This is a genomic window from Ruegeria sp. BI11 (assembly GCF_056538005.1).
The window spans coordinates 41,348-68,332 of record NZ_JBQFSM010000016.1; the positions used below are offsets into that span (position 1 = coordinate 41,348).

A 26,985-nucleotide genomic window follows, 5' to 3' on the forward strand; every position below is an offset into this window, starting at 1 on the left:
CGTTGAGACTACACTTAAGCAATTTTAGTTTATCAAACCAACAGCATGAAAAAGTATCTCTTTTTAGTTAGGTCGCCATAAGTAAAGCTGCCGTAGCAACGATTAAAGAGGGCGCATTCCAGACCCGGATACAGCGCGGCATTTGATCCGTGCGGGGGACTACCCGTAAATTCAAAGACGGCCCGTGCCAACCGTTCACCGCGTAGGTGTCGCAGTGCGGCCCGTCATTCCTGAAATTCGCTGAAAGTGCGCAGTCTGGCCCGACGTAAGTTCACACATTGATCTCACATGGTTGATCCGGCTTGAAGGGTGGATTCCATTAGTTCGATTTCTCAGGTAATACGTACTGATGGATATTGTCGTCATTACGACCATCATCACTTCTCTTTTTGTTGTAATCGGCGTGGCAGAGCCACTGGCTGCACGATTGCGCTTACCTTTCAGCGTTATTCTCGCCATCCTGGGAGTAGTGATCGGGCTCGGCGCGGCATTCTTTCTCAATACTGACCTGACGGATGCGCTGAACCCGGGGGCGCAAGCGATTATTGATCTGCCGATCCGGTCTAACGTGTTCCTCTATGTTTTCCTGCCAACGTTGCTCTTTCAGGCGACACTCGGCATGAACCTGCGCAGGATGCTGGACGACTGGATGCCCATCCTGATGATGGCCGTAGTGGCAGTGATTGTGGCAACACTTTCCATTGGCTATGCGCTCAGTTGGGTTAGTACGCTACCGCTGGCCGCCTGCCTGTTGATCGGTGCTATTGTGTCGACAACTGATCCCTCGGCGGTTGTCAGCATATTTCGATCAATCTCCGCACCACGCAGGCTATCGCGAATAATCGAGGGCGAAAGCCTCCTTAACGATGCTGCTGCGATTGCTCTTTTCGGACTATTCATGAGCTTTGTCATGCTCGGGAGGCCCAATCCCTTACTGAGTGAAGCCGTGGGGCAGTTTCCGCTGTTGATTGTAGGCGGAGTACTCACCGGTTGGCTCATGGCGCGCATGGCAGTTTGGCTGATGGCTTTCGTAGACCGCTGGGAAATGGCGCAGATTTCAATTTCCTTTGCGCTGCCATATCTCGCCTATATCGTTGCAGAACAAAGCATCGGGGCTTCGGGTGTCATCGCAGTTGTAGCGGCAGGCCTTACTCTCAACTTGACTGGTCCCGGTCGATTGGCACCGGCCGCTTGGACAAATCTGCAAGAAGTATGGGACCTCCTGGCTCATTGGTCCGGAGCGCTGATTTTTATTCTTGCAGCATTGCTGATACCGAGATTGTTAGAAGGAGTCCGGCCGTCTGACTTTGGCCTGTTGGCTGTGGTCGTTCTTGCTGCAACACTCGCGCGGGCGGCGGTTCTTTTCGGATTGTTACCCTTTCTCACGACAATCGGCCTGTCGCCAGCTGTGGAACGCCCCTATCGCACCGCGATGCTGTGGGGTGGGTTGCGGGGTGCCGTAACCCTGGCGCTGGCGCTGGCAGTCACCGAAAGCACGCATATCCCGCTCGAGACCAAGCGTCTGGTCGGTATCTTGGCCACCGGCTTTACGTTGTTTACGCTGATTGTTCAGGGCACAACTCTGCGCGCGGTAATCACAAAACTGGGGCTCGACAAACTCTCTCCGCTTGATACGGCACTGTCACGTCAAGTTGTCGCTGTCGCCTTGCAATCGGTTCGCGAGGATGTATCCCGCACTGCAGAAAACTATAACCTGACCCACGATATCGTCAGAAACGAAGCCAAACAGTTTAGCGAACGCCTCGACGAGGCTGTAAAGGCCGCCGAAGACAGCGCTCAGATCCTGGATCGTGACCGGATCACGCTTGGCCTCATCGCGCTGGCCGGTGCAGAGCGGGACTCCGTTTTGGCCCGAATGCGAGAGCGCACCATGTCATCGGTTCTGAGCGAAAAAATTCTCTCCGACGCGGATCGGCTCATCGAAGGCGCACGAACCGGCGGTCGGATCGGTTATCAGCGTGCTTCAAACCGTTCCGTCGTCTATGGCAGGTCTTTTCGAATCGCCGTGTTTCTTCACAACCGGCTTCGAATCTCGTTTCCACTCACGCGCATTACAACAGATCGGTTTGAAAGATTGCTCATGCAACGCCTAATCCTTCGGGATCTCGATGGATTTGTCCGTGGCCGCATTCGCCGAATCCACGGTCGCAGGGTTGCGGAATTGCTTGATGACCTGTTGGCGCGTCGATCCGAGGCGGTTGAGACAGCGCTCGACGGATTGCGGCTACAATATCCAGGCTATGCCGAAAAGCTGGAGCGGCGGTTCATCCGAAGAACTGCATTGCGACTGGAGGAGCGTGAGTACGCTGTCATGCGCGAGGACGGCCTGGTAGGCGAAGAGCTCTATTCGGTGTTGATGCAGGAAGTTGCGGCACGACGTGCTTTAACTGAAGGGCGTCCGGTACTGGACATCGCCCTCAAAGGACGCGATCTGGTCAAGCAGTTTCCTTTATTCTCTGATCTCGACAAAGCATCACTGCGAAAACTCAGCAGAACGTTGCGTACCCGTTATGCCAACGCAGGCGAAACCGTCATTTCCAAAGATGAATTCGCTCAGAGTGTATTCTTCATTGCTTCTGGGGCAGTAGAAGTGGAGTTCGGCAGACATACTACGCGATTAGGGCGCGGCGAAATGTTTGGACAATTGGCCATGCTATTGAAACGGCCCCGTCGCGTTAACGTGCGGGCGTTGGCTCCCTCGACCCTGCTCATGCTCGACGAAGCGCGTTTCCGGCGATTGCTCCAGCGAAGTGAAGCCATGCGGAACTCCGTCAGGGTAAGCGCAAAAAACCGGATGGTCGACCCTGCGGTGCTGGAGCTAGATGAGCGCAGAGGATCTTCTGAACAAGGATAAATGTCCTGATCGGTCGCCAGTTCTCATTCCAACATTTGGTTTGCGGTCGCCTGAAATGCAGTCATTGCGTTTTCTATCATTTCGTCAGTAGCAGTAAGGCAAATACGAAAATCCGTTGGTCGGTCGAAAACTGTTCCTGGCATCACATAGACGCCACACTTTTGAAGATTTCTAGCAAAGGCGTCGCTATCGCCGCCCGGGGCTCGCCCCCATAGGTAAAAGGTGCCTTCTGGCTTTGTCATCCTGTATCCCCATTGACCAAGAGCACCAAGCATACGTTCACGTCGGCGAGCAAGAGCAGCAATGTCGATTGAGACGTTTTCAAGATCCGGCAGCGCATAGATCAATGGGGCATCCGGGACATTCCAACCATCCGCCATCTGCACTGCAAACCGCAGAGTTTGAAGCTCTCTTCGTTCCGCCGCAGGCAAGGTTGGAGAGATCGCAAGGTAACCAAGGCGCAGACCCGGTGCGAGGAGAATTTTCCCATAGGAATAGTCGATAAGTGTGTGAGGATAGACGGCGGCCGGTGTCGTAAAGCCAATACCGTCAAACCGAATGCGGCGGTAGGCTTCGTCAGACAATATCCAAATTCGATGACCGATCTCAGCTGACTTAGCCTCGAGCAGGTCGGCGAGCTTTTGCAGATCAGAACGCGAGTAAATGCGACCTGTCGGGTTGTGAGGCGTATTAACAACCACGATCTTCGTACGAGGTGTTATGGCCCTGGCAATAGCCTCAAGGTCAAGATCGAAATTGTCTGGATCCAGAGGCACCTGCACCTCTTTTGCGTCGGCTGCGGCTAGCATCGGACCGTAGCAGAACCAACCCGGCAGTGGCACGATGCACTCGTCTCCGGGCTCAAGAAGCATGGTGAAACACATCTTGATGGCCCCAAAGGCGCCTTTGGTCAGTGCGATGTCTTCCGTCTCGAACGGAAGCCCCAACTCTTTGGACAAGGCGTCTGCCAGAAACGCGCACGGGTCCGCTTCGTTGGTCTTATACGCGAACCAGTCCACACTTTGAGGTTCGGCGTGAGTCTTCAGCGCATCGACGACACTGGGCAAAGGCATTTCGTGCGGATTACCAAACGTGAAATCTGCGACAGCTGGCGTTTCCTTCACCGCAGCATTGTAAGTTGTAAAGAAGGATTCGACTTTCTGGATAGAATGCGCAGCAGTGTTTGCACGGCGAGCAGTCATGGACATTGAACTCTCCTAATAAGATGTCGGCCCTGCGAGCACAGAACGAATACTGTATTGCAGACCAAGACGCAAAAACCAGCTCGTTTCGAAATATCAGACGGAACGTGCGCCTCCGTCGAAAAGTGGTTGGGTGACTTCTATTGGCTTGGAGGCAAGCGCTTACGGCACGCATTCATTGCGGCGAATCAAAGTCACCCAGTTTTACTAGAAGATGGGTGAACTGCGCGCGGTGCAACTCTTGCTCTGTCATACAAAAATGGACAGCACAGTTCGGCATCTCAGTGTGGAGCTTTAGGACGCTAGCAATAGCTGAATCCAACGAAATCTAGTGTTTCCGGGCCGTCTTGGCGGACAGCCCATTCCCGACGTTAGATGGGTCATTAGTGTACCGCGATAGCTGTCTTCTTCTAGCGCTAGATTAAGCGCAGACAAAACTAGCTATGCTCTCAATATGGGATGCGTGTTCGATTGATGAATTGGCGCAAAGCGAACCGTGAACGCACCACTCGTAATCCCGGTAAGCGCATTAGTTTTGTCTGTAGGAACGTCTCAAACTCTTCAAGGCTTTCAACCGCAACTTCCAACAGGAAATCCTGTGCGCCGGTCATCAACGTTCCGGTCACCACTTCGTCAAACAGCGCAACCTGGCGCTGGAAGTCGGCCACTTTTTCGGCGTCCTGTCTCTCCAATTCAACCGAGATGAAAGCTGTGATCGGAAAGCCTGCCGTTTTACGGTCTATGCGAGCGCTGTAGCCCGAAATCAGCCCAGATTCCTCAAGGCGTGCCAACCGGCGTTTGCAAGGCGTGGCGGACAGGCCAATGCGTTCCGAAAGTTGGACCAATGACATGCGTCCATCCTCTTGTAACGCGCGAAGAATCTCTCGATCCACCTGATCAGTAGTATAAGGCACTATGAATTTCTCAATTGGTAGTGAAAAGCACTCAGTTCAATTCAAAATACCTTGGAAAAGCGGTTTTTCAACCCGGCACAGGGCCATAGGCTGGAAGAAATGATCCCGATGGATCGAATTGACGACACTCCTGCCATACAAACGAATGGTGAAACCATGCCCCTGATCATCACGGAAGAAACCCCGCCGCCCGGATATGAACGTCTGGTCTTTGCCGAGGATTCCAGCAACGGGTTACAGGCCTACATCTGTCTGCATTCGACAGTTTGCGGCCCAGCTGCGGGTGGCTGTCGAATGTGGGCTTACGACAGCCGGGAGGCCGCGCGCGAGGACGTATTGCGACTGGCACGAGGCATGACGGCCAAGAACGTCATGGCTGGGATCGGGCTGGGCGGGGGTAAATCGGTGATCATCGGTAATGCCCGCGAAGAAAAAACTCCGGCAATGCTGCGCGCCTTTGGCCGCGCGATCGATGCGCTGGAGGGGCGGTATTATACGGCAGAAGATGTGGGTTTCTCGCCTGACGACATTCGGATTGTGGCTGAGGAAACGGATTTCGCTGTTGGTCTCGAAGGGGGTGAGTATGGGAGCGGTGACCCGTCACCCTTTACCGCCGAAGGGGTTTTCCAATGCCTGAAGGTTGGCGCACACGACGTTTTCGGAAGCGACGACCTAACCGGACGCCGCGTGCTGGTTCAGGGGCTGGGCAATGTGGGCATGAGCCTGGCGGAAAAACTGCATGCAGCGGGCGCGTCACTGATCGTGTCAGACATCAATCAGGCCGCGTTGGGGCAGGCCCGCGACCAGCTGCGTGCGGATATCTGCCCTGTGGATCAGGTTTTTGACGCACAGATGGATATTTTCGCACCCTGCGCTTTGGGTGGCATTCTGACCCATGAAACCGCGCAGAAACTGTCGGCGAGGCTGGTTTGTGGCGCAGCTAACAACCAATTGGCCGCAGACAGTGTGGCCGAGACCCTTAGCAAGCTTGGAATACGCTATTTGCCGGATTATGTGGTCAATGCAGGCGGCATCATCAGCGTGGCCAGTGAAATTCACAAGGCTGGTGAGGCATATCGGCAGGCCAGACTCGAGAAGATCGCGACGCGAATTGCCGAGATCCTCGAAACCTCGAAGCGCACCGGTTATTCGACGACAACGGTCGCCAATCAGATTGTCGATGACATTTTGAACAGCGCCCGTGAACACCGACAGGAGGGGGCGGCATGAACGACGCAACCAAACCACTGTCGCTGAACGTCCCTGAACCGGGCTGCCGACCAGGCGATACTCCGGATTTCTCGTATTTCGAAATCCCCCGGGCTGGCGAGGTCCTGCGCCCGCCGGTCGATGTGGCCGCGGATGACATTCGTGACATGGCTTTTTCGATTGTTCGGGTTCTGAACAAAGAGGGACAGGCCATCGGCGACTGGGCAGGTGCGATGACGCCTGATGAGCTGCGTACCGGCTTACGCCATATGTTAACCCTGCGCGCCTTCGACAAACGCATGCTGATGGCACAGCGTCAGGGCAAGACAAGTTTCTACATGCAGCATCTGGGCGAAGAGGCGATCAGTTGCGCCTTCGCGCGTGCGTTGCAACCCGGGGATATGAACTTCCCGACATATCGTCAGGCCGGTCTGCTGGTTGCAGTGGATTATCCGATGCTGACGATGATGAACCAGATCTATTCCAATGCCGATGACCCGCTGCACGGCCGGCAATTGCCAATTATGTACACATCGAAAGAACACGGGTTCTTTTCGATCTCCGGTAATCTGGGCACGCAATTCGTTCAATCGGTCGGCTGGGCCATGGCCTCGGCTATTTCGGGGGATACCAAGATTGCCGCTGGCTGGATCGGTGACGGTTCAACCGCGGAAAGCGATTTTCACGCGGCGATGGTGTTTGCCTCCACCTATAAGGCGCCGGTTGTTCTGAACATCGTCAATAACCAATGGGCTATCTCGACCTTTCAGGGGATCGCCCGAGGCGGTGTTGGCACATTTGCCGCGCGCGGTCATGGGTTCGGCATTCCTTCACTTCGTGTAGATGGCAACGACTATCTGGCTGTTCATGCAGTCGCCAAATGGGCCGCCGAACGTGCGCGCCGCGGGCTTGGTCCAACTTTGATTGAGTATGTGACTTATCGCGCAGGCGGGCATTCTTCGTCGGACGATCCGTCGGCCTATCGCTCGGGTGAGGAAGCCAGCGCCTGGCCGCTGGGCGACCCGATAAAGCGTTTGAAACAGCATCTGATCACGATCGGCGAATGGTCCGACGAACGCCATATTCAGGCCGAGGCCGAAATCATGGATGAGGTCATTGCGACTCAGAAACAGGCCGAAAGCGTCGGTACGCTGGGCGACGGCAAGGCACCATCGCCACGCGACATGTTCGAGGGTGTCTATGAAACAATGCCGCCGCATCTGGTCCGGCAGCGCCAGCAGGCGGGGTATTGAGAGATGGCTCAAATGACAATGATCGAAGCCATTCGTGATGCCCATGACGTGGCCATGGCCGCCGATGACCGTGTAGTGGTATTCGGTGAGGATGTTGGGTTTTTCGGGGGCGTTTTCCGTTGCACCGCCGGTTTGCAGGAGAAATACGGCAAGAGCCGATGTTTCGATGCGCCGATCAACGAAAGCGGCATCGTTGGCACCGCTATCGGCATGGCCGCATACGGTTTGAAACCGGTGATCGAGATTCAGTTCGCCGATTATGTTTATCCCGCATACGACCAGATCGTGAGCGAAGCCGCGCGTCTGCGACACCGCTCGAACGCCGACTTCACCTGCCCGCTTGTCATCCGCATGCCCACGGGCGGCGGCATTTTCGGCGGCCAGACCCACAGCCAAAGCCCCGAGGCGCTGTTTACCCATGTGTCGGGCCTCAAGGTGGTGATGCCGTCCAACCCTGTGGACGCCAAGGGGCTGTTGCTTGCCTCGATTGCGGACCCTGATCCGGTGATTTTCCTGGAACCGAAGCGGCTTTATAATGGGCCGTTTGATGGGCACCACGACAAGCCGCTGACAACCTGGAAAAAACATGCTCAGGGCGACGTCCCAGAAGGCGAGGACATCGTGCCTCTGGGAAAGGCAGAGATCACCCGCGAGGGGGCGGACGTGACCGTCCTGGCCTATGGGACCATGGTCTACGTGGCCGAAGCCGCCTCAAAGGAAACCGGCATTGACGCCGAGGTGATCGACCTGCGGACACTAATGCCGTTGGATCTAGATACGATCACCGCCTCGGTGAAGAAGACCGGCCGCTGCGTGATCGTACATGAAGCCACGCGCACGTGCGGCTTTGGCGCCGAACTGCTGAGCCTTGTGCAAGAGGAGTGCTTCTATCACCTCGAAGCGCCAATTATCCGGGTCACCGGTTGGGACACACCTTATCCGCATGCCCAGGAATGGCAGTACTTTCCGGGCCCAATGCGGGTGGGTGAAGCCCTCAAAACTGTCATGGAGGACTGAGCAATGGGTGTGTACGTCATGCGTCTTCCGGACATTGGTGAAGGGATCGCCGAAGCCGAGTTGACCGAATGGCAGGTCAAACCTGGCGACCTAGTCAGGGAAGACGATATTCTGGCTGTAGTGATGACCGACAAGGCCGCAGTCGAGGTGCCATCCTCCGTGAATGGCAAGGTTTTGGAACTGGGTGGAGAGATCGGCGAGTTGATGGCCGTAGGTGCCACACTGATCCGCATAGAGGTCGACGGCGAAGGCAACGAAGGCGACGCGCCTGCCCCGGCCGAGACGTCTGAAGCTGAGCCTGAACTGGAGCCGAAGGTCGAGCCCACGCGTGAGCCTGCAAAGGCTCCCGAACCGGCCGCGCCCGCAGTCGCGCGCGCGCAAGGTACCAAGCCGCTGGCCTCTCCTTCGGTACGGGCTCGTGCCCGTGAAGAAGGGATCGACTTGCGCCATGTGCCGGGCTCCGGTCCGGCCTCGCGGATCAGCCACAGCGATCTGGACCGGTGGATAGCTTCGGGCGGCATTCAACAGGGTCAGATCACCCGTGGTGCTAATACCGGCATCGAAGAGGTGCGCGTCGTCGGCATGCGTCGCAAGATTGCCGAAAAGATGCAGCTTTCGAAACGCCAGATTCCGCATATCACCATCGTTGAAGAGGTCGAAATTGAGTCTCTCGACGCCCTGCGGGTGGCGCTGAACGACAAGCACAAGGATGACAGGCCAAAGCTGACTATTCTGCCTTTCCTGATGCGCGCGATTGTTGAAGCGGTGCGCGAACAGCCCGGATTGAACGCGCGTTTCGATGATGAGGCCGGCGTCATCCATCGCCATGGTGGCGTGCATGTTGGTATCGCCACCCAGACGCCAAATGGCCTGAACGTTCCGGTGATCCGCCACGCCGAAGCGGGCAGCCTGTGGGACAATGCCGCTGAGTTGACCCGCCTGGCCGAAGCCGCCCGTGACGGCACAATCAAGCGCGAGGACTTGCAAGGCGGCACCATCACCATAACCTCCCTCGGACCGCTGGGCGCGTTGGCCACCACACCGATCATCAACCACCCCGAAGTGGTAATCGTCGGCGTCAACAAAATGCAGATCCGCCCGGTCTGGGACGGTCAGCAGTTCCAACCGCGCAAGATGATGAACATCTCGTGCAGCTTCGATCATCGTGTGGTCGATGGCTGGGATGCGGCAGTCTTCGTGCAGAAACTGAAATCCCTGCTGGAAACCCCGGCCATGTTGTTTGTGGAGGGCTGAATGTCAGACCTGAAATGCAAGTTGCTGATCATCGGCGCTGGTCCTGGTGGGTATGTCTGCGCCATTCGTGCGGGCCAGTTGGGCATCGACACGATCATAGTGGACGAGGCCAAGCCCGGCGGAACTTGTCTGAACGTGGGCTGTATCCCTTCGAAGGCGCTGATCCATGCGGCCGATGAGTTTCACCGGATCAAAGCGGTCAATGACGGCCCGTTGGGCATCACCGCAGCAGCTCCGAAAATCGACCTCGCCAAGACCGTTGCTTGGAAAGACGGTATCGTCAGTCGGCTGAACACCGGTGTCTCGGGTCTGATGAAAAAGGCAAGTGTCAGGTTCGTGGCAGGCCGCGCCCGGTTTTTGGATGGCAAGACCGTGTTGGTCAGCGATACTAATGGCGAGAGCCGCGAAATCAGCGCTGAATACATCGTCATCGCGTCGGGATCGGCCCCGGTCGAACTACCCTTCCTACCGTTTGGCGGTGATATCTTATCCTCGACCGAGGCGCTGGCGCTGCGTGATTTACCTAATAGCCTCGCAGTTGTTGGCGGTGGTTACATAGGGCTGGAACTGGGCACGGCATTCGCGAAACTGGGCACCAAGGTCACAGTGATCGAGGCCGAGGAGTGCATCCTGCCAACCTATGATAAACAACTGACTGGACCGGTCGCTAAACGTCTGTCGGCTCTGAATGTCACGGTTATGACCGGCACCAGGGCACAGAGCTTTGCCGATGGTGTTTTGACCACGGATCAAGGCAATGTTGCCGCCGACAAGGTACTGGTGACCGTTGGCCGCCGCCCACGCACCCAAGGCATCGGGGTCGAAGAACTGTCGCTAACTATGGACGAGCCTTTCATCCAAATCGACGAGACTTGTCAGAGCTCAATGCGGGGCATTTATGCAATCGGGGACATCACAGGCGAACCCATGCTGGCACATCGCGCAATGGCACAGGGTGAAATGGTTGCCGAACATATCGCGGGTCACACCGTCGAATGGGACAAACGCGCGATCCCGACAGTCTGTTTCACTGACCCCGAGATCGTCACCTGTGGTGCTTTGCCTGGCGAGATTGAAGGCACAAAGGCCGCAGATTTTCCGTTGGCAGCTAACGGCCGGGCCATGACATGCGAACGTGAAGATGGATTTGTCCGCGTGGTCTGGCGGGAAGCCGACCATGCTGTCGTGGGCATTCAGGCCGTCGGCGCGCAGATGTCGGAACTCTCGGCGGCCTTCTCGCTCGCCATCGAAATGGGCGCCTGCCTTGAAGACATCGGCGCAACCATCCACGCCCATCCGACACAGTCTGAAGGCTTGCAGGAAGCTTGCCTGAAGGCTTTGGGTCAAGCCCTGCATATCTGAGTTCAGATTAAAGATCGGTCAGCCCTGCATTGGTTGGGCTGGTCTTTTCTATGGAAACCGGATCGGGTGCTCTTTGACGCGATGCCCGTGCTACGCACCGTGGATATACCCGGGTCTTGTGGACGGCGATGGGCATGAAAATTCCGTTAGTCGCAGGTAAACTTCAGGTCGTAGAAGCCATCTCCTACGGGGTTTGCGCTTTCGAATGAAGCAGGCCCACTACACTGAACTTCGGCGTTGGTTTGTTCAGCATCGGTCGGTGTAGAGGTATTAAGTCCTTTGATAATTGCCGTTTCGCCGCCCGAGTCTATGGCGGTGCCTTCTATATCAGTTGGGGTATCGCATGCTGCCAAGACAGCAATAAATGGGATCACGGCCAAACGTTTCATCTATCTCTCCAAGCAAGGAATGCGAAATCAGTAAAGCATTTTGCCACTTCAAGCCAAAGAAAATGCCACAAGCCAGTTGCGTTCAACTTGGTCCAGGTTGCTTCTTCGCCAGTGCTTTTCGTTTCAATAAAGCCCTACGGCCAAATACAAGCATCAGCACCAAAGCTATTGGAACCAAGACGGCACCCATCAGTAAAGCATGATGCAGGACATCTGGTAGTAGTGAGACGCGATGTCCGAACTGGTATGCGATAGTTGTCCAGAACACGACCCACAGCACAGAGCCCGCAACATTTGCCAAAAAGAACTTTAACCACGGCATATTAGCTGAACCGGCTACCAAACCGTTTAACTGCCGCAGCAATACAAAAAAGCGCGCGCAGACCACTACATAGGCACCATATTTGTTTGTCGCGCGTTCTGCGGCCTCATACTTCGTCTCGGTAATCCCGAAACGCGATCCATACGCTAGGATGATAGCGCGCCCATACCTTCGCCCAATCAGGTATGCAACATTGTCGCCGGCTATGGCCGCAAGACTGGCTACCGCTGCCACCGCAAAAATGTTCAGAGTCCCTTTTGCTGCAAGCACCGATGTAGCCACTAGGGCGCTTTCACCCGGAAGGGGCAGTCCAAAGGTCTCAAAAAAAATTGTGGGGAAAAGTATGAATAGCCCGTAGTTCTCAACAAGATTTTCGAAGTGGTCTGCGAAGTGATGCATCTTAAGACCCGGCCCTACCCAAACGATCCAAAAGCGGTTTGTTCGATGTACTTTTCTTAATGATTTGGAAGAGAACTACCAACTTAGAGGCACCAGTTAAAAGTCATGGATTCACTGCAAACTGCGGGAGGAACTACAATGGCTTTTAGAAACAAAAATATTCACAGAAACTTTTGGGGCGGCTTCTTCGCCTCGCCAGAACAAAAGCTTGCGAGACGAAAGAGAAAAGAGCTGGCGCGAAAGAAGCAAAGGGAGACTGATGCTCAAGTCGCAATAGACCTTCGAGAAACCGGGCAATACACTGACTACACGCCAGACCCCTTTTTCTACCGCCACTACTACTTTTGACACGTTGGTCTGGTTCGGACGTTCTCTACGCCTTAACACGGCCCTTAGGTCATGTGGGGCGCTTAGTCCGTAGCAGTTGATGTTTCCGTTTCAGCAGCTGGGGCGGCTTCTTCACTGCCCGCGCCCTCCTCAACTGACCTCATCATTGTGAGGCCAAAGAGCAAAACAACCAGCACTGCGCCGACAACCAGGTAATTTCTGTTCATATCTTTTCTCCCGATACGCTGAGCGGCACCCACGGTGAGAGACAGACGCGGAATTAAGCTATGGCCTGCACGTCAGGTGCCACATTGGAAATTCGCTCGTAATGATCCACAGCAGCCAAATATTCTTCGAGTTTTTTGCCCTCTTCCGTATCCGGCTCAGATCCCCACAGATACTCAATCTCTCGGAGCGCAGCATGGTACTCGGTCAGAGTGCGGACAATGGTCATGGCAATACCTCAAAGAAAAATCGATATGAGACTTCATACCCGAGATCGCGCGATTCTGGTAGTTGGTTTCAGGCCGGCATGTCCAAAGCTTCTCGGTCTTTAGGAGTTCTGTTAGGTATAGCCCATGCGCGAGTTTCGCCCTTTCTCCCGAGATACCCTACGGCCTCTGGCTGGACTAAAGGTGCGCGACGGTCAGACCACCTTCGTTGCATCAAACCTAATGACCATGGCGCAGTCCATCTTTGAAACAGGGTCAGAAATCTATGGTGTTTGGGAGCAATCTACTCCGGTCGGGCTATTGGCGGTTGTCGATATGTCCCACCCGGATGCTGATCTTGACGAAGGCGATGACCCGGACGGGATTTATATCTGGCGCTTAATGGTCGACCAGGCCCATCAGGGTCATGGGCACGGTAGAGCAGCATTGGATTTCGCAAAGTCGTTAGCGCGCGAAAGGGGGCGCTCAAACCTGATCGTCAGCGTTATTGATAAACCAGGTGGCGCTATGCCGCTCTATGCCAAGTTTGGCTTTCGCCCAACGGGTAGAATTGTTGATGGAGAAGTGGAACTGGTCATGCGGTTGGTTTTAGCCACCGAGTATTTACGAGGAACACTACTTCCCTCCTTTACATCATATGGCCGATATCAGCGCGCTTGCAGCTTCGGCAAACCCAGCTACGGCCACTGCGCCCGCCAGCAGTATGCAACAGATTTCCAATGCACTTAGTTTCATTTTGACCCCCATCAAAACGTTCTGCACGGCCTAGAGCAAATTTGTTGCCTCGCATAGTGAGAGCGAATTTACCCTGCGGAAACCCGCTATTCAGGTGGCGTGTATTTGCTCAGATTCACGGCTAAGGCGGCACGATAGACCTCTGCGAAAGCATTCGAAGCTTGACTTGTAGCAGAGCTGCATCACCCGGCGCGCTTTCACTGCCTGCAGCCTCAGGAAGGAGCAACCCTTACGTCCCTTTGCCCTTCGCTAAGCCGAACGTTCGCTAGGATGTCTGGTAACTGTCACTTTCGGCCCAGAGCGGACCTTAAGCCCGCTCTTCAATTGCTGCAATCGCTGCCTACATTGCTACCATTCGCTGTGATCGCAAAGTCATCCTAAACGCACGGCAATTCCGTTTGCGTTTGACACAAATTTTGCCGATCACGCTGCCTTGTAGTGATTGAACACTTCTGTGGTGCCATCCTTGCGGATCAGGAAGACCGAAAAGGCCTCCCGTTCACTATCCGGCCCCATACCGGGCGAGCCATAGGGCATGCCGGGCACGATCAGCCCGACGGCATTGGGGCGCTCGGCCAGAAGGCGCCGGATATCGGTTGGCGGCACATGGCCTTCGATGACGTAGCCCTCGACGAGGCCGGTGTGGCAGGAGGCCATCTCCTCCGGGATACCCTTGGTGGCTTTATATTGAGACAAGGTCTCCCAGGAGGCGTTCTGCACCTCCATCTCAAATCCTTCGCGCTGCATGATGTCAATCCAGGTACCGCAGCACCCGCAGTTGGGGTCCTTGAGAACCAGCACCTGCGGTTTGGCGGCTGCCACTGTCGGGGTTGCCAGAGCGATGCCAGAGGCCCCGAGGCCAGCTAGGAAGAGGCGGCGGTCGAGTGTCGGGGTGGTCATGTCATTTCCTTTCCGTTTTCGCGCCTGCGGTGTGACGATGGATCTTGTGGCCGAAACCGCGGGCAAGTGTCATGATATGTGTCAAGCGGGCGGTCATGAGTCGCCCTGCATTTGTTCGCTTTCGGTGCGCACCACCTGCATGTCGCGAATGCGCTGAGGCCAGGTGGATTTGATGTAGGCTAGGATGTCCCAGATCTGCTGGTCGCTCAGTTTGTCGCCGAATCCCGGCATACCGCTGGCAAAGCCGGACACGCCGCGGGCTTCCAGCACCGCTTCACCACCCTGTTTGGTGTAATCAAACAGCAGCGCATCTCCGTGATGCCAGGTATGGCCGGTCTCGTCATGCGGTGGGGCAGGCATTGTGCTATCACCATTTGGGGTGCGCCAATTGGGTTGCCCCTCCAGTTCAGCTCCATGGCAGGAGGCGCAAAACTCGGCATAGAGCACCGCGCCTTCCTCAATATCGGACCCTTTCGGTTGCACAAGCGCTCCCGCCTGCGTGTATGATGGCGTGAGCAACGCGACTGCAGCTCCAATGACAACAATCCCAGCTAGGGCCAATGCAAAGATGGTTCCGGTTTTCATTGCCTCATCCCCCTTCATGTTCGTCCATCAGATAGGTCGCGATAGCCGTCCGGTCGGCCTCGGTCAGGAAACTTGTGCCGTAAAGCACGACCTCACCCATGGAACCGCCAAAGACGTCCCCTTCGGGCGTGATGCCGGTGCGCAGGGCATAGGCCAGGCCGGCCACATCCCATCCTTTGTCAGCCAATGTCAGGTGATCGATGGCAGGCGCTTTCTCACCGCCTGGCAACGCATTGCTCCCCTGGAAGTGCTCTGTGTCGGATTTGCGCGCGCCTGCGATGTTGCGCCCTGTATGGCAGGCCGCGCAATGGCTGGCCCCTTCGACCAGCTCGCGACCCCTGTTCCATACGGCACCCTTTCCCGCTATGGGCTCTGTCCTGGGAGGATCCAGAAAGGCAGCGCGCCAGAGTTTCAGCCCCCAGCGTTGGTTGAACAGAAAGCCCATCTCAGGTGGGCGCGATGGTTCGGCGACCGGTGGCACGGTTTGGAAAGCCGCCCAGAGATCAGCAAGCTCCTGATCCGAGAAATTGGCATAGAAAGGATAGGGGAAGGTAGGGTAATAGGCGTGCCCTTCGGGCGAGACCCCTTCGCGGACGGCGCGGGCGAATTGCGCTTGGCTCCAACCTCCGATCCCGTGGTCAGGGTCAGTGGTGAGGTTCGGCGAATACAGCGTGCCAAACGGAGTTTCCAATGCCATGCCGCCCGCCAGTGGCGCTCCGCTTTTCGCGAAGTCGGTATGACACGCGATGCAGCCGGAGGCGCGGGCCAGATAAGCACCGCGGTCGACATCTCCCTTCAGGGTGATGGGCGCGAGAGGCTGGCCGATCGGCCAGGCCATCAGACCTGCAAGGCTAACTGCGGCGATAACAGCGCCAACCAGCCCCAGACGATAGTACATACGCATCGTCCTGGCCTATTTCTCGACCCGAAAGCGGGTATGGCAGGCCGAGCAAACCTGTCCCATCATGGTGAAAACCCCGTCAGCCGGCATCTGTGACAGGTCCTCCAGATCGGAGCCTGCACCGGTGCCCATCATGCTGCCATCCATCATTGAACTTTCCTGACCACCCATCATGTCGCCGACAGCAGGCGTTTCGCCGGACATCATCAACCCGTTTTCGGAAGCTTCCGCCAATCCCTCCGCCATTACGCGCAGTTGATCGGCCAGGGCTGAAAACGCTTCCCAGTCCTGCCAGATCTCAGGTTTCGCCTCAGATGGCGCATCAAGGCTGCCTTCGGGGAACAATTTGGTCAGCGCCTCGCCAGCATGGCGGCTGATATCCTCAGACCGTTCGCGCACAACGGATGCATCATAATCGGCCTGCCCCCGCATTATCGGCGTCAGCACTTTCATCGCCTCTTTCATCACGCCCATGCCATCCATGCGTTCTTTGACGACGCCAGTGGCACCGCCATGCGCAAACACCGATTGGCTTGCCACAGCCAGAACGGACGCAACCACCGCGCCCATCAACAATTTTTCAGTTTTCATCGAATTTTCCTGTCTGAATTATCTCATCACGCCAAAGGCGTATGCGGATACGGATCAGATCAGGGCTTTGGGTGGCGGCGGATCAAAATTTGAAACAACCGGGATGCCCATCGTCGCGCGCGGCAGTCCATACCGTTCACTGCATCCCAATAAATCCGCGTTCAGATTTGACAGTTGCACAATCGCCGGTCCGCTGCAGAACGCCCCACCGTGACAATGGCCCTGGTGGTCATTTGCAGAATGTTCAGCGTGATATTGATCCTCGACAGAAACCACGGAAGGCTCATGTTTTCCGTGCGCCTCCGCGACACCGCCGGACAAAAGCAGAGCGGCGGTGAACACGCCGACCGCGACGAGCATCAGCCCGATCCATCTGCGACTGTCCAAAAGCACTGCTCCGCTCATCCCATTGTCTTGTTTCAACTCTTCTACTCTGGCGATGATGTTCTCAACATCCGCGCTGGTCAAGTCTTTGACCAGCGGCAACTCGCCGAACCGACACTGATGAGCGACTAAGCTTAACAAAACGCTCAATCATTTGTTCCTCAGCCGCCAACACCACCGAAGTTTCTTAACCGCCTGCCGTCGACTATGCTTCATCCATATCAAACGTTCCAGAAGGACGTCTGGCCGGTATTCTTGCTGCAGATGTGTCCAACTACTCCAAAAGTTGGTGAGCACTACGGAAGGGTAAAAAAAGCATGGGAGACAGCTGGTTGGTTGAGTTTCCCAGCGTGGTTAGTGGTATCGAGCGCGCAATGGCTGTCCAAAACGAACTGACCGATAGCCCTCGGATCACGTAGAGGATGGGACTGCACAGCGGCGACATGAGTATTGCGGTTGAAGACGTTTGTGGCGACGGTGACAACGTAGCAGTACGTTTGGCGTAACGAGTGGTTTCGTTGAACGGCCGTGACGCTTGTGCAATGGCCATACTTGGTGCGGCGGACTTGTTTTCTGCTCGTCATCAGAGCGCTATGCGGAAGTTGCGGATGCTATTACCCTCAACCCCAAAGATCCCCATGCCTACGCATTGCTGGCCCGATCCCAGGTTTATTTGGGCAACAGCAAAGAAGCCCTCATCAACATCAAGGCCGCGATCAGGCTCAGCCCGCGCGATCCTTTCATCGCTTTGAGGTACTCCATTCGCTCACTATGTGGTTTCGTGACAGGACGGCACGAATAAGCCATCGAGTGAGCCGAGGCATCAATCCGCCCAGCCAAACCGTAGCCGCTCTTATCTGGATCTTGCTGTCAACAATGCCATTTGCGGCAGGTTAATCTCACGTTCAAACCATCATCAAAGCTCGAACATCTGATCAATCGGATTTGGTGATCTCCTGTGCTTGCTCTCTCAGCCAATTGACCGCTGGATTGAAGCGGCTACGCTCGTGGCGGACAAGAAAATAAGGGAAACCGCAATTCGGCTGAAACGGCGCTGAACAAAGAGAGGTCAATTTATGGACTTGCTTTGCCAGCCGCTTGGGGACAGCTGCAACCGCATCCGTCTGCCCTACTAGGAATGGCAGTGTGGTGAAGTAGGGCTGCTGGAATACGGCATTCGAACCGTCTCCGTCTTGCCGCATGATCGTATCCGGTTTCAAACCTGTAGTGCCCGGAAAGCTGAACTCGATTAACCGGTAAGGCGACACGTCCTTTGGATTAAGAGCCCGTTTTGATGACGCATGTTCCTCAAGCGGATGGCCTGGTCGGAAGAGGACTTCGTAGGTTTCATCAAATAGCTTCTGAACAAGCAAATCGTCCCTGGCATCCAAATCCGCGTATAGCAATAGATCAATTGCCCCTTTTTCCAGGTCGTTAAAGCTTTGAGGCACCAATGGCGAGACATCGAATCTCAACGCGGGTGCGGTAACGGCAAAGACCTCCATCATTGGCCCCAGGACAGCCGCGACGCCGTAATCTGTCGAGGCGATGCGATAGCAGTGGTTGGACTGTGCTGGATCAAAGATGGATGGCCTAAAGACGTCCGCGATCGCCGACAGTGCGGCATCGACGGGGTCACTCAGGCCCAGAGCATGATCCGTTAACTGGTATCCGGACTGCGTTCGGATCAGCACCGGATCTCCTATCAGGTCGCGGACCCGCGCGAGGATGCGACTGGCGGCAGGCTGGCTGATCCCCAGATGCATAGCCGTGCGTGTCACGCTGCTTGTTTGAAGCAGGAGCTGCAGGAACCGTAGAGTCCGCACATCCAGAGAAGTTATACCACCATTCACTTTACGCATGACCACCATACTATCTGCGTCATCCCAATTATGCTGATTGCGAGCTAACTGACAAGCAAAGCCCAACTGGGCACCTCCGATCAGGCGTTCTGTCCATGATCTTTTGGGTGCGGAGCCCATCAAACTGAATACGAAAGGACAGCAGCAATGATTACACGTCGCAAATTCAACTCAATTGCGATTGCTTCATCTGTGAGTGGAGCTTTCGCAGCCGTATCCAGCGCCGCAGCGTCGTCCGGTGACGTAGATCAATCGGCCCTTGGCTCCTACGATGTCCAGACGGTGTCTTTCGAAAGCTCTGGGGAAACCCTTATAGGGAAATTGTTGAGACCCGCTTCGGCAGGGCCTCACCCGGCAGTTGTGATCATCGGGCCTGTTGCATTCGTAAAGGAACAGTCACCTGTACAATACGCGACCCGCCTGGCTTCGCGCGGGCTGGCTGTTCTGATTTTCGATCCGCGCTTTCACGGTGAAAGCACAGGCGCGCCGCGACGATACGAGTCTGGAGAAGCCAAGGTTGAAGACTCCCAGTCAGCCCTCGGATTTCTCGCCGGTCAAGAAGGTATTGACGCAAACAGGCTTCATCTTCTTGGGATTTGCCAGGGCGTCAACTGGGCGATTGAAACAGCGGTGACAGACGATCGCGTGGCGTCTCTCGGGGTTGTCGCGGGCCATTATCTGACCGCAGAGACCGCAAGAATGTACCTTGGCAGTGAATCCGCGGTTGAAGCGCGTATGGCACGCGCGACCAAGGCAGCCGCCGACTTCGCAAAGACGGGGGAAGCGAACTACATTCCAATCGTCGGTTCTGAGGATGCTCTTCTGACCGCGGCAGCTATCGCAGACTGGTACCTGCCTTGGGACAACAGGGCCCCTTGGCTAGCTTTCAAAGGGGGTTGGGAAAACCGTATCACTGCGATGAGCGAAGCGGACATTTGGGGATGGCGGATCGACGAGACTGCCCCTCAATTAAGCCTGCCCGTATTGATGATCCATGGCGACAGAGCAGCAAGCGGTCGGGACATTCCCCGCCGCATTTTTGAAGACATCGCGTCAGAGCAGAAGACATTGCATTGGATCGACGGGGCCAATCAACTTCAGTTTTACGAAGACCCGCTGATCATTGACGCCGCCGTCAATGCGCTGGCCGCGCACTTTCTGGCCTTCGACCGAAGCATCTGATGCAAACCGCTTGGTTCGCTACGACCTACCCAGAGCAGTCATCGCGGGGAAAACGGTCGGCAACATCGACGTGTAATTTCACAGGAGAGTAGTTACGATGAAAGTGCTTTCGCTACTGGTTGCTTGCACCGTGGCTTGCCCTGCTGTCGCCGAACAGAAGCTGCCGCCCTTTACCGAAGCTGTTTTGCCAATGGGAAGCGATATCTATGCCGTCTCGATTGGACCGGACGGGCCAGATGAAGAGTTCGGCTCGGACGCAACCAATGGTGGGCTATACAAGCTCACTCCCGACGGCGCGACCAAAGAAATCAAACTCTCAGATGGTCGGGGCCTGCGTAATCCGACCGGAATGGTGCGTTCTGGCAACCAGATTGTCATTGTGGATGGCAATGAGCTCATCTCTACCGCGCCGGATGGCACAGTAAACTGGCGGCAGGCTCTCGATGACGATGGTGTTTTCCTCTACGACATCGAAGCTCTCGACGAGAACACCCTTCTCGTGAGTGATTTTGGGCGCGGCGCATTCATTTCGGTCGCAACCCAAACCGGACAAATTCAACCTTACTTTGGCGATCTGCGCATCAGTGGGCTTGCCCGCTTTGCAATTGCAGAGACAGGAATTTACGCGGTGTCCTGGGGCAGCGACGACGCCTGGGACAGCGCTTTGTATTGGGTGCCGCATTCAGACAGCGGGGATACTGCTATAACTGTCTCGAATGGTTTCGGTAACTTGGAATCCGTTGAAATTGTCAACGACACGGTTGTTGTCGGAGGTTATCGGGGTCACAAAGAGTACCCGAGTGCGAAGCTTTTGCACGTTAAAACTGATGGAACCATTTTCCCACTAGACACCGGATCTCATTCGCACGGGATTTCCGATATATTCTTCGATGGGTCGTCAATTTGGCTGACTTATTTCTATGACGCATCCTATGCGCAAATGCCGTCTCAGGCAGCACAAAGCCTCGACTAATAGACGCATATAGTTCGGCTTCCATGGCGCCAGCCTTTCGTCTTTAGCATATGATCCAAGAGCTAACTGGCGGCCCAAAGCGGCCATTGGAGTTGCGCAATGGCAGCACACAATCCAGAAATTCGCTACAGACACGTAATGCTCACACTGCAGGTGGTCAGATCAAATGAAGCCTACTGCTAGGCCTCAGCTTTCACGTTCGTTCGGATATTATTCTTTTAAAGTTAGTTTAAAGCAGCCAATCACACCTGCATATTTCATTACTTACCAATTTCTCCACCCATCAATTAACCTAACCGCCGCGTCTGCATAGCTCTGCGGGAACTGGTCGGACGTCCGGGCTTTCATGATCGTATGAAGTCCCAGCAACAAGCCGATCAGCAGCTTTGCCGCGTCATTCGGGTCAACATCGATGCGCACGGTCCCTTCTGATTTGCCACGGCTGAGGATCGCCTCAAACCGTCCTTCCAAGGCGGTGAGGTATCTCTCGATTCGGGCGTTCACCTCGGGGTCTGTGCGGTCAAATGAACTGATCGAGTTGAAAGCAAGGCACCCCGCATCCTCGATCTTCGGCATACGTTCTGCCGAGGCGATACCCTGGAACCAATAGCCGAGGTCATCCAGCGAATAGGTGTCGGGGTCCGGGAAGTGCCTGGCCTCAGCATTGTCCAGATAAGTATCAAGTGTCTTTAGGAAAAACTTCTCTTTCCCGCCATAGGTGGTTTGCAGTGTGAACCGGGTCAGCCCGGTCTCCTGCTCCAGTTCCCGCGTGCTGGCACCGTGGTATCCGCGCCGCCAGAACAGGTCCAGCGCACCTGCTACAGCACTGTCGTGATCCGTCTTGCGTTTGCGTGCCACAGATTTCTCCTTGCTTTTCTATCCATGTGGATAGTATTTAATTCCTATCCACATGGATAGCATTGCGGGCGCGCGACAGCAAATGCCACGTGCCCAACTGAAATGGAGACCTGACATGACCGCCATCGACCCGACAACCGGGGTCTCAAAGCCCGTCACCCTGCGCATAATCTTCATTCTGAACGCGTTGAAGATCCTGCTGGCCTTTGGTTTCTTCGCCGCGTTCAAGCTCTACGGGCTACAAGTCGGAGAGTTGGCAGGCCCGCAGGCCGCCAACCTGATGCTCTATACGATGCTGGGGTATTTGGTGACTTTTGCCTGCATTGTCGCCTCTATCCTCAAGCGCAGCATGATCGGTGTCCGCGCAGCGATTGCCGTTGATTTTCTGGTCTCGATCCCGGCGACGGCAGTCATCGGTTTTATCATTGCAATCATCAGCATGGGCCTGACCTTTACCGCTTCGGTCCGTGCGTTTTTTGCGTATCGCGGCTGAAGTGAGCACTCTAATGGACCAACCAAATGCCATTGACGACCAATGCATTTGCGGCGCGGTGCGCTACCAGGTGCAAGACAACATGGCCGCTTTCAAACTGTGCTATTGCAGCTATTGCCAAAAAGCTTCGGGGTCGGCCCATGTTGCAAATGCCTTCACCACGCCTGATCAGATTGAATGGCTGGAAGGGCAAGAGCAGCTGACATCGTTCGACGTGCCCAATTCTCGGGTGCGTCGGGTGTTTTGCCGCACCTGCGGGACAACCCTGCCGTTTGAGACGCAAAACGGAAAGTTTTTGGTCGTCCCCGTCGGCAACCTGTCCCGCCCGCCATCCGCCCCCGTTACCGAAGTTGTCGGGTGGGCGTCCCGACCCGCGTGGTATGATGAGGCGCTGTTTTTGATCGACAAGACCCGCACTGCAGAAAGGGCCGCTCAATGAATACCGAACAGGGGATTTCCCCCGACTTCCCGTTTGACTCGAAATATGTCGAGGTGGACGGCCAGCGCATCCACTATGTCGACGAAGGCGAAGGCGCGCCGGTTCTGTTTCTCCACGGCAATCCGACCTCGTCCTACCTGTGGCGCAACATCATCCCCTATGCTGCCAGGCAGGGCCGCGCCATCGCGATGGACCTGATCGGCATGGGCAAGTCGGACAAGCCGGACATACCCTACCGCTTTGTTGATCACGTCCCCTTCGTGGACGGTTTCATCAAAGCGCTTGGACTGAAGAACGTGACGCTCGTCATTCACGACTGGGGCTCGGCATTGGGGTTCTACTATGCGCACCGTCATCCCGAGAACGTACGTGGCATCGTCTTCATGGAGGGCGTCATCCGCCCGATGACCTGGGCCGGATTCCCGCCCGACTTCCGCGCTGGTTTTCGGATGATGCGAACACCCGGTCTGGGGTGGATGATGATCTCGGGCCTGAACATGTTTGTCGAGAAGATCCTCCCAAGCGCCATTGTGCGTGACCTGACTCCGCAAGAAATGGAGCACTATCGCGTGCCATTTCCCACCGCTCATAGCCGCAAACCGGTGCGCATTTGGCCGTGCGAAATCCCGATCGACGGAACACCGACGGACGTGCATGACATTGTAAGTGCTTATAGTCGCTGGCTGGGTGAAACCCAAACTCCGATGCTGATGTTTCATGCTACACCCGGAGGAACCATTGGACCAAATGAGGTCGAATGGTGCCGTCAGACTATCCCGAAGCTCGAAGTGGTAGATGTAGGAAAAGGTATTCATTTCCTGCAGGAAGATAATCCCCATCTGATCGGACAAAAGCTGGAGGACTGGTTGGTGCGCCTGCCTGCGTAGACCGTTCCAGCCTCGCGTAGTGGCCAGTCGATATATACAAATCGGATTTCCTGATTGTATGGTTCAACGATCAGCCCAACCCGTTCATGGGCCATAAACCGGAGGGTAGCCTTGCTGAATATGACAATCCCCATACCCTTGATATTGGTGGCGGCATTGCCCGCCTTTCTGGACCGGTGTTCTGGGTCCGATACCAGTGTGGCCTTAGGCGTGTTGGCCCGCGATCGGGTGGCCTTGACCGCAACGGCCAGCGAAATCGTGGTCGATTTGCCAGTTGCAGAAGGAACCACCGTCAAAGCCGGCGATACGTTGGTTCAGCTTGATCCAACGCTGCAGAGCGCAAAGCTGGCTCTGGCGCAGGCCGAGCTTGAAAAAGCACAAGCCACGCTTTTGAAATTGCAGGTCGGACCGCGGGAGGAAGAGATTGCGATCGCCGAGGCCAAAGTCGCAGGCGCAGTCGCGCGCCTCGCCGACGCCGAAGCCATCTATGACCGAAACGCCACGCTGGTGGAAAATTCGGTCGTTACCGAAGCGCAAGTTGCTAATGATCTGGCCCTTCGCGATTCCGCACGCGCCGAGCTGGCCAGTGCTCAGCAGTCCCTTATAGAACTGCAAAACGGCACCCGCCCAGAAGATTTGGCAGTCGCCGAGGCCAACGTGCGCGCTGCCGAAGCCTCGGTCGCCGCCGAACAGACCGTGTTGGAGGACCTGACAGTTGTAGCGACTCGCGACGGCGTACTGGATTCATTACCCTGGAATCTTGGCGAGCGCGTGACGTCCGGCAGCCCAGTTGCGGTTATGGTCACCGGACAAACACCCTATGCGCGCGTTTATGTGCCCGAGCCGCATCGCGTCGGCCTCAAGCCCGGCGATACGCTGGAAGTGCGCGTTGACGGGCTTACCGAGCCGCTGGACGGCGTGATCCGCTGGATCAGCGACGACGCGTCGTTCACACCATATTATGGGTTGAACAAGGACGACCGTACGCGGCTTGTCTATCTGGCTGAAATTGATCTGCCCACTGCGTTGCCGGACTTACCCGCCGGTGTGCCCGTGCAGGTCCCCATGCCATGAGCGACGTGGTCGTCTCGACGAAAGGCCTGACCCGCCGGTTCGGGGAAAACACCGCAGTAAACAATCTGGACCTCGAGATCCGAACGGGCCAGATCTACGGGTTTCTTGGCCCCAATGGCTGCGGTAAGACCACGACCATGCGCATGCTAACCGGCTTGTTGACACCCAGTAGTGGGGCGATCTCGGTTTTGGGTCGGTCGATGCCCGAGGCGGCAGAGCCGCTGAAGAACGAGATCGGATATATGACCCAGATCTTCTCGTATTACCGGGACCTGACGGTGCTGGAAAACCTCCGGTTCGCGGCGGAAATCTACGGCATTCCGGTGAAATCCGCCAAGGAACGGATTGATGAACTGCTACATACCTATGACTTGACGACCAATGTCCATCAGTTAAGCGGAAGCATGAGCGGCGGTCAGCGGCAAAAGCTGGCCCTCGCCGCCACCGTCATGCATCGCCCAAAGCTTCTGTTTCTGGATGAACCGACATCTGCCGTTGACCCGGAAACACGCCGGACGTTCTGGGAGCAATTGTTTGATCTGGTCGATCAGGGAGCGACAATGATCGTTTCCACACATTTCATGGACGAGGCAGAACGCTGTCACCGACTGGCCATCCTTCAGCACGGGGTGAAAAAGGCGGACGGGTCTCCGCGCCAGTTGATGGACGATTTGCGGGCCGACGTTGTCGAAGTCGAGGGGCCGGACTTGCGAAAGGTCAAACACGAGTTGGACGGCAAGCCCAAGATTCTATCGACAGCACAAGTGGGCTCGCGGCTGCGTGTGCTGGTCGACAAGTCCGAGCCTCGGCCCGTCGATATGCTGCGCACCCAACTTGGCGCGTTCTCGAACCTGTCCTTGACACCACAAAGGCCAAATCTGGAAGATGTGTTTGTCAGCGCTACACGAGGGCCTGAACAGTGATCTCCCCACGCCGCATCGCCGCTGTGCTGAAGAAAGAGTTGCTGCAACTGCGACGGGACAGGATGACCTTTGCTATGGTGATCATGATCCCGCTGATCCAGCTGCTGCTGTTTGGCTATGCGATCAACACGAACTTGCGTCATGTCCCCGTCGCGCTTGTGGACGAATCCAGAACCGAGCTGTCTCGTACGCTTTCGCAGATCGTTCAGGCCACGCAGGTCGTGACAATCACCGAAGAGCTGACCACCCCCCAGGAGGCGGAACGCGCAATTACGGAATCCCGCGTACGCGCCGCACTGATCATCCCTCAGGACGTGAGCCAACGCCTTGCTCGCAGCCCGTCAGTCGGGTTGGGTCTGCCCAATGCAACGGACCAGACCAGCAGTCGGCCTGTTGCCCATTGGATCGTCGATGGCTCGGACACGATGGTTGCCAGCGCAATCAAATCCCTACGGACGATGCCCCTGACCGAGTTATTGAAACAGCCTCCAAACCAGCAAGTGCCCACGTTTGAGGTCACGCTCTACTTCAACCCCGAACAGCGGTCAGCGGTGAATATCGTGCCAGGTCTTGTCGGGGTCATCCTGACTATGACGATGATCCTTTTCACCTCGGCTGCCATCGTCCGCGAACGTGAGCGCGGGAACATGGAGATGCTTATCAACACCCCAATCCGTTCGATCGAGTTGATGGTCGGTAAGATCATCCCCTACATCTTTCTGGGTCTGATACAGGTCGCAATCATTCTCGGTCTCGGGCATGTCTTGTTCGATGTCCCAATCAATGGCGGGCTGGGTGTATTGCTGGTGGTAACGCTGCTGTTCATTGTTGCCAGCCTTTCTCTGGGGCTGGTCATTTCCACTCTGGCCCAGAACCAGCTTCAGTCGATGCAGATGACCATCTTTGTCCTGCTGCCCTCAATCCTTATGTCGGGTTTTATGTTCCCATTCGACGGCATGCCTAAACCGGTCCAGATGATTGCTCAAATTCTACCTGCGACGCACTTTATGGACATGATCCGCGGTGTGGTCCTGCGTGACGCTTCGCTATACGAGTTGCGCTGGGGAATTCTCTGGATGATCGGATTTGCGGCATTCGGATTATTGGCGGCCACTCTGAGATTCAAGAAACGGTTGGGTTGAAGCGACCCAAACCCGCCGTTAACCAAGAACCTTCATCGCTGCACTGCGGCCCGCCAAAGCCGTCATTCGCAGCGAGTGCAA

At 55.9% G+C, this 26,985-nt stretch carries 29 protein-coding genes; 16 read left to right on the forward strand and 13 right to left on the reverse strand.

What is annotated here, in order from left to right; all coding sequences use genetic code 11:
* Positions 1-349: 349 nt before the first annotated feature.
* On the forward strand, positions 350-2,875 hold the full coding sequence (locus ACR0DT_RS22480) for a cation:proton antiporter (RefSeq protein WP_480712907.1): 2,526 nt from the start codon (positions 350-352) through the stop codon (positions 2,873-2,875).
* 23 nt (positions 2,876-2,898) lie between these two features.
* Here ACR0DT_RS22480 and ACR0DT_RS22485 read toward each other — a convergent pair whose 3' ends face one another.
* A complete protein-coding gene (locus ACR0DT_RS22485; RefSeq protein WP_480712908.1) occupies positions 2,899-4,083 on the reverse strand; it encodes an aminotransferase class I/II-fold pyridoxal phosphate-dependent enzyme in 1,185 nt (394 codons plus the stop codon).
* Between the two features lie 443 nt (positions 4,084-4,526).
* Positions 4,527-4,994, reverse strand: a complete 468-nt coding sequence (locus ACR0DT_RS22490; RefSeq protein ID WP_366550241.1) for an Lrp/AsnC family transcriptional regulator — start codon at positions 4,992-4,994, stop codon at positions 4,527-4,529.
* A gap of 105 nt (positions 4,995-5,099) precedes the next feature.
* Here ACR0DT_RS22490 and ACR0DT_RS22495 point away from each other — a divergent pair, with 105 nt between their 5' ends.
* Genes ACR0DT_RS22495 through lpdA form a run of 5 tightly spaced genes read left to right on the forward strand, consistent with a single transcriptional unit; the run spans position 5,100 to position 11,086 of the window.
* A complete protein-coding gene (locus ACR0DT_RS22495; RefSeq protein WP_480712909.1) occupies positions 5,100-6,221 on the forward strand; it encodes a Leu/Phe/Val dehydrogenase in 1,122 nt (373 codons plus the stop codon).
* Positions 6,218-7,453 (forward strand): thiamine pyrophosphate-dependent enzyme, encoded by a 1,236-nt coding sequence (locus ACR0DT_RS22500; protein WP_480712910.1) that lies wholly within the window; start codon positions 6,218-6,220, stop codon positions 7,451-7,453. Before ACR0DT_RS22495 ends, ACR0DT_RS22500 begins: the two co-directional genes overlap by 4 nt.
* A gap of 3 nt (positions 7,454-7,456) precedes the next feature.
* Entirely contained in the window at positions 7,457-8,470 is a 1,014-nt protein-coding gene (locus ACR0DT_RS22505) for an alpha-ketoacid dehydrogenase subunit beta (RefSeq protein WP_480712911.1), read from the forward strand.
* A gap of 3 nt (positions 8,471-8,473) precedes the next feature.
* Positions 8,474-9,724: a dihydrolipoamide acetyltransferase family protein gene (locus ACR0DT_RS22510; RefSeq protein ID WP_480712912.1), complete on the forward strand. Its 1,251-nt coding sequence runs from the start codon at positions 8,474-8,476 to the stop codon at positions 9,722-9,724.
* Positions 9,725-11,086, forward strand: a complete 1,362-nt coding sequence (gene lpdA / locus ACR0DT_RS22515) for a dihydrolipoyl dehydrogenase (RefSeq protein ID WP_480712913.1) — start codon at positions 9,725-9,727, stop codon at positions 11,084-11,086.
* 146 nt (positions 11,087-11,232) lie between these two features.
* Here lpdA and ACR0DT_RS22520 read toward each other — a convergent pair whose 3' ends face one another.
* Both ACR0DT_RS22520 and ACR0DT_RS22525 read right to left on the reverse strand, forming a co-directional pair.
* A complete protein-coding gene (locus ACR0DT_RS22520) occupies positions 11,233-11,475 on the reverse strand; it encodes a hypothetical protein (protein WP_480712914.1) in 243 nt (80 codons plus the stop codon).
* An 82-nt stretch (positions 11,476-11,557) separates the two neighbouring features.
* Positions 11,558-12,196, reverse strand: a complete 639-nt coding sequence (locus ACR0DT_RS22525; RefSeq protein ID WP_480712915.1) for a DedA family protein — start codon at positions 12,194-12,196, stop codon at positions 11,558-11,560.
* 138 nt (positions 12,197-12,334) lie between these two features.
* Between ACR0DT_RS22525 and ACR0DT_RS22530 the strand changes: the two genes are divergently transcribed.
* The gene (locus ACR0DT_RS22530; RefSeq protein WP_480712916.1) at positions 12,335-12,544 is read left to right on the forward strand and encodes a hypothetical protein; all 210 of its coding nucleotides are present in this window, start codon (positions 12,335-12,337) and stop codon (positions 12,542-12,544) included.
* A 62-nt stretch (positions 12,545-12,606) separates the two neighbouring features.
* On the opposite strand, the gene ACR0DT_RS22535 is transcribed toward ACR0DT_RS22530, so the two are convergent.
* Complete coding sequence (locus ACR0DT_RS22535) at positions 12,607-12,750, reverse strand: hypothetical protein (RefSeq protein ID WP_480712917.1); 144 nt, start codon at positions 12,748-12,750, stop codon at positions 12,607-12,609.
* Between the two features lie 53 nt (positions 12,751-12,803).
* The gene (locus ACR0DT_RS22540; RefSeq protein ID WP_480712918.1) at positions 12,804-12,977 is read right to left on the reverse strand and encodes a hypothetical protein; all 174 of its coding nucleotides are present in this window, start codon (positions 12,975-12,977) and stop codon (positions 12,804-12,806) included.
* A 181-nt stretch (positions 12,978-13,158) separates the two neighbouring features.
* Here ACR0DT_RS22540 and ACR0DT_RS22545 point away from each other — a divergent pair, with 181 nt between their 5' ends.
* Positions 13,159-13,704, forward strand: coding sequence for a GNAT family N-acetyltransferase (locus ACR0DT_RS22545; RefSeq protein ID WP_480712919.1), 546 nt, complete (start codon positions 13,159-13,161; stop codon positions 13,702-13,704).
* Between the two features lie 429 nt (positions 13,705-14,133).
* Here ACR0DT_RS22545 and ACR0DT_RS22550 read toward each other — a convergent pair whose 3' ends face one another.
* The 6 genes from ACR0DT_RS22550 to ACR0DT_RS22575 all read right to left on the reverse strand — a co-directional run bounded on the left by ACR0DT_RS22550 (position 14,134) and on the right by ACR0DT_RS22575 (position 18,933).
* Positions 14,134-14,676: a DUF411 domain-containing protein gene (locus tag ACR0DT_RS22550; protein WP_480712920.1), complete on the reverse strand. Its 543-nt coding sequence runs from the start codon at positions 14,674-14,676 to the stop codon at positions 14,134-14,136.
* A gap of 27 nt (positions 14,677-14,703) precedes the next feature.
* The gene (locus ACR0DT_RS22555) at positions 14,704-15,195 is read right to left on the reverse strand and encodes a c-type cytochrome (protein ID WP_480712921.1); all 492 of its coding nucleotides are present in this window, start codon (positions 15,193-15,195) and stop codon (positions 14,704-14,706) included.
* 4 nt (positions 15,196-15,199) lie between these two features.
* Positions 15,200-16,099, reverse strand: a complete 900-nt coding sequence (locus ACR0DT_RS22560) for a c-type cytochrome (RefSeq protein WP_480712922.1) — start codon at positions 16,097-16,099, stop codon at positions 15,200-15,202.
* A gap of 9 nt (positions 16,100-16,108) precedes the next feature.
* Positions 16,109-16,687: a c-type cytochrome gene (locus ACR0DT_RS22565; protein WP_480712923.1), complete on the reverse strand. Its 579-nt coding sequence runs from the start codon at positions 16,685-16,687 to the stop codon at positions 16,109-16,111.
* 54 nt (positions 16,688-16,741) lie between these two features.
* Positions 16,742-17,221 (reverse strand): hypothetical protein, encoded by a 480-nt coding sequence (locus tag ACR0DT_RS22570; RefSeq protein ID WP_480712924.1) that lies wholly within the window; start codon positions 17,219-17,221, stop codon positions 16,742-16,744.
* A 785-nt stretch (positions 17,222-18,006) separates the two neighbouring features.
* Positions 18,007-18,933, reverse strand: coding sequence for a LysR family transcriptional regulator (locus ACR0DT_RS22575; protein WP_480712925.1), 927 nt, complete (start codon positions 18,931-18,933; stop codon positions 18,007-18,009).
* A 147-nt stretch (positions 18,934-19,080) separates the two neighbouring features.
* On the opposite strand from ACR0DT_RS22575, the gene ACR0DT_RS22580 reads away from it, so the two are divergent.
* Together ACR0DT_RS22580 and ACR0DT_RS22585 are read left to right on the forward strand one after the other, a co-directional pair.
* Positions 19,081-20,115 carry an alpha/beta hydrolase gene (locus ACR0DT_RS22580; RefSeq protein ID WP_480712926.1) on the forward strand — a complete coding sequence of 345 codons (1,035 nt, stop codon included), beginning with the start codon at positions 19,081-19,083 and terminating at the stop codon, positions 20,113-20,115.
* A 97-nt stretch (positions 20,116-20,212) separates the two neighbouring features.
* Positions 20,213-21,088, forward strand: a complete 876-nt coding sequence (locus tag ACR0DT_RS22585) for a hypothetical protein (protein WP_480712927.1) — start codon at positions 20,213-20,215, stop codon at positions 21,086-21,088.
* Positions 21,089-21,352: 264 nt separating this feature from the next.
* Here ACR0DT_RS22585 and ACR0DT_RS22590 read toward each other — a convergent pair whose 3' ends face one another.
* Positions 21,353-21,946: a TetR/AcrR family transcriptional regulator gene (locus tag ACR0DT_RS22590; RefSeq protein ID WP_480712928.1), complete on the reverse strand. Its 594-nt coding sequence runs from the start codon at positions 21,944-21,946 to the stop codon at positions 21,353-21,355.
* Positions 21,947-22,061: 115 nt separating this feature from the next.
* On the opposite strand from ACR0DT_RS22590, the gene ACR0DT_RS22595 reads away from it, so the two are divergent.
* The 6 genes from ACR0DT_RS22595 (at position 22,062) to ACR0DT_RS22620 (ending at position 26,904) form a co-directional block, all read left to right on the forward strand.
* Positions 22,062-22,439, forward strand: coding sequence for a hypothetical protein (locus tag ACR0DT_RS22595; RefSeq protein ID WP_480712929.1), 378 nt, complete (start codon positions 22,062-22,064; stop codon positions 22,437-22,439).
* Positions 22,440-22,452: 13 nt separating this feature from the next.
* Positions 22,453-22,878 (forward strand): GFA family protein, encoded by a 426-nt coding sequence (locus ACR0DT_RS22600; RefSeq protein ID WP_480712930.1) that lies wholly within the window; start codon positions 22,453-22,455, stop codon positions 22,876-22,878.
* Complete coding sequence (locus ACR0DT_RS22605) at positions 22,875-23,765, forward strand: haloalkane dehalogenase (RefSeq protein WP_480712931.1); 891 nt, start codon at positions 22,875-22,877, stop codon at positions 23,763-23,765. The genes ACR0DT_RS22600 and ACR0DT_RS22605 overlap by 4 nt, the downstream gene beginning before the upstream one ends.
* A 120-nt stretch (positions 23,766-23,885) precedes the next feature.
* Positions 23,886-24,839, forward strand: coding sequence for an HlyD family secretion protein (locus ACR0DT_RS22610; RefSeq protein ID WP_480712955.1), 954 nt, complete (start codon positions 23,886-23,888; stop codon positions 24,837-24,839).
* Positions 24,836-25,762 (forward strand): ABC transporter ATP-binding protein, encoded by a 927-nt coding sequence (locus ACR0DT_RS22615; protein ID WP_480712932.1) that lies wholly within the window; start codon positions 24,836-24,838, stop codon positions 25,760-25,762. The genes ACR0DT_RS22610 and ACR0DT_RS22615 overlap by 4 nt, the downstream gene beginning before the upstream one ends.
* Positions 25,759-26,904, forward strand: coding sequence for an ABC transporter permease (locus ACR0DT_RS22620; RefSeq protein WP_480712933.1), 1,146 nt, complete (start codon positions 25,759-25,761; stop codon positions 26,902-26,904). The genes ACR0DT_RS22615 and ACR0DT_RS22620 overlap by 4 nt, the downstream gene beginning before the upstream one ends.
* Positions 26,905-26,985: the final 81 nt, after the last annotated feature.

Bases quoted from the DNA above. Each gene is read 5' to 3' on its own strand.
- ACR0DT_RS22560 (WP_480712922.1), bottom strand. From the start codon at position 16,099: ATGCGTATGTACTATCGTCTGGGGCTGGTTGGCGCTGTTATCGCCGCA.
- ACR0DT_RS22525 (WP_480712915.1), bottom strand. From the start codon at position 12,196: ATGCATCACTTCGCAGACCACTTCGAAAATCTTGTTGAGAACTACGGG.
- ACR0DT_RS22495 (WP_480712909.1), top strand. From the start codon at position 5,100: ATGGATCGAATTGACGACACTCCTGCCATACAAACGAATGGTGAAACC.
- ACR0DT_RS22595 (WP_480712929.1), top strand. From the start codon at position 22,062: ATGACCGCCATCGACCCGACAACCGGGGTCTCAAAGCCCGTCACCCTG.
- ACR0DT_RS22585 (WP_480712927.1), top strand. From the start codon at position 20,213: ATGAAAGTGCTTTCGCTACTGGTTGCTTGCACCGTGGCTTGCCCTGCT.
- ACR0DT_RS22530 (WP_480712916.1), top strand. From the start codon at position 12,335: ATGGCTTTTAGAAACAAAAATATTCACAGAAACTTTTGGGGCGGCTTC.
- ACR0DT_RS22580 (WP_480712926.1), top strand. From the start codon at position 19,081: ATGATTACACGTCGCAAATTCAACTCAATTGCGATTGCTTCATCTGTG.
- ACR0DT_RS22480 (WP_480712907.1), top strand. From the start codon at position 350: ATGGATATTGTCGTCATTACGACCATCATCACTTCTCTTTTTGTTGTA.
- ACR0DT_RS22500 (WP_480712910.1), top strand. From the start codon at position 6,218: ATGAACGACGCAACCAAACCACTGTCGCTGAACGTCCCTGAACCGGGC.
- ACR0DT_RS22615 (WP_480712932.1), top strand. From the start codon at position 24,836: ATGAGCGACGTGGTCGTCTCGACGAAAGGCCTGACCCGCCGGTTCGGG.
- ACR0DT_RS22575 (WP_480712925.1), bottom strand. From the start codon at position 18,933: ATGCGTAAAGTGAATGGTGGTATAACTTCTCTGGATGTGCGGACTCTA.
- ACR0DT_RS22535 (WP_480712917.1), bottom strand. From the start codon at position 12,750: ATGAACAGAAATTACCTGGTTGTCGGCGCAGTGCTGGTTGTTTTGCTC.
- ACR0DT_RS22485 (WP_480712908.1), bottom strand. From the start codon at position 4,083: ATGTCCATGACTGCTCGCCGTGCAAACACTGCTGCGCATTCTATCCAG.
- ACR0DT_RS22610 (WP_480712955.1), top strand. From the start codon at position 23,886: ATGACAATCCCCATACCCTTGATATTGGTGGCGGCATTGCCCGCCTTT.
- ACR0DT_RS22510 (WP_480712912.1), top strand. From the start codon at position 8,474: ATGGGTGTGTACGTCATGCGTCTTCCGGACATTGGTGAAGGGATCGCC.
- ACR0DT_RS22565 (WP_480712923.1), bottom strand. From the start codon at position 16,687: ATGAAAACTGAAAAATTGTTGATGGGCGCGGTGGTTGCGTCCGTTCTG.
- ACR0DT_RS22605 (WP_480712931.1), top strand. From the start codon at position 22,875: ATGAATACCGAACAGGGGATTTCCCCCGACTTCCCGTTTGACTCGAAA.
- ACR0DT_RS22555 (WP_480712921.1), bottom strand. From the start codon at position 15,195: ATGAAAACCGGAACCATCTTTGCATTGGCCCTAGCTGGGATTGTTGTC.
- ACR0DT_RS22600 (WP_480712930.1), top strand. From the start codon at position 22,453: ATGGACCAACCAAATGCCATTGACGACCAATGCATTTGCGGCGCGGTG.
- ACR0DT_RS22520 (WP_480712914.1), bottom strand. From the start codon at position 11,475: ATGAAACGTTTGGCCGTGATCCCATTTATTGCTGTCTTGGCAGCATGC.
- ACR0DT_RS22505 (WP_480712911.1), top strand. From the start codon at position 7,457: ATGGCTCAAATGACAATGATCGAAGCCATTCGTGATGCCCATGACGTG.
- ACR0DT_RS22540 (WP_480712918.1), bottom strand. From the start codon at position 12,977: ATGACCATTGTCCGCACTCTGACCGAGTACCATGCTGCGCTCCGAGAG.
- lpdA (WP_480712913.1), top strand. From the start codon at position 9,725: ATGTCAGACCTGAAATGCAAGTTGCTGATCATCGGCGCTGGTCCTGGT.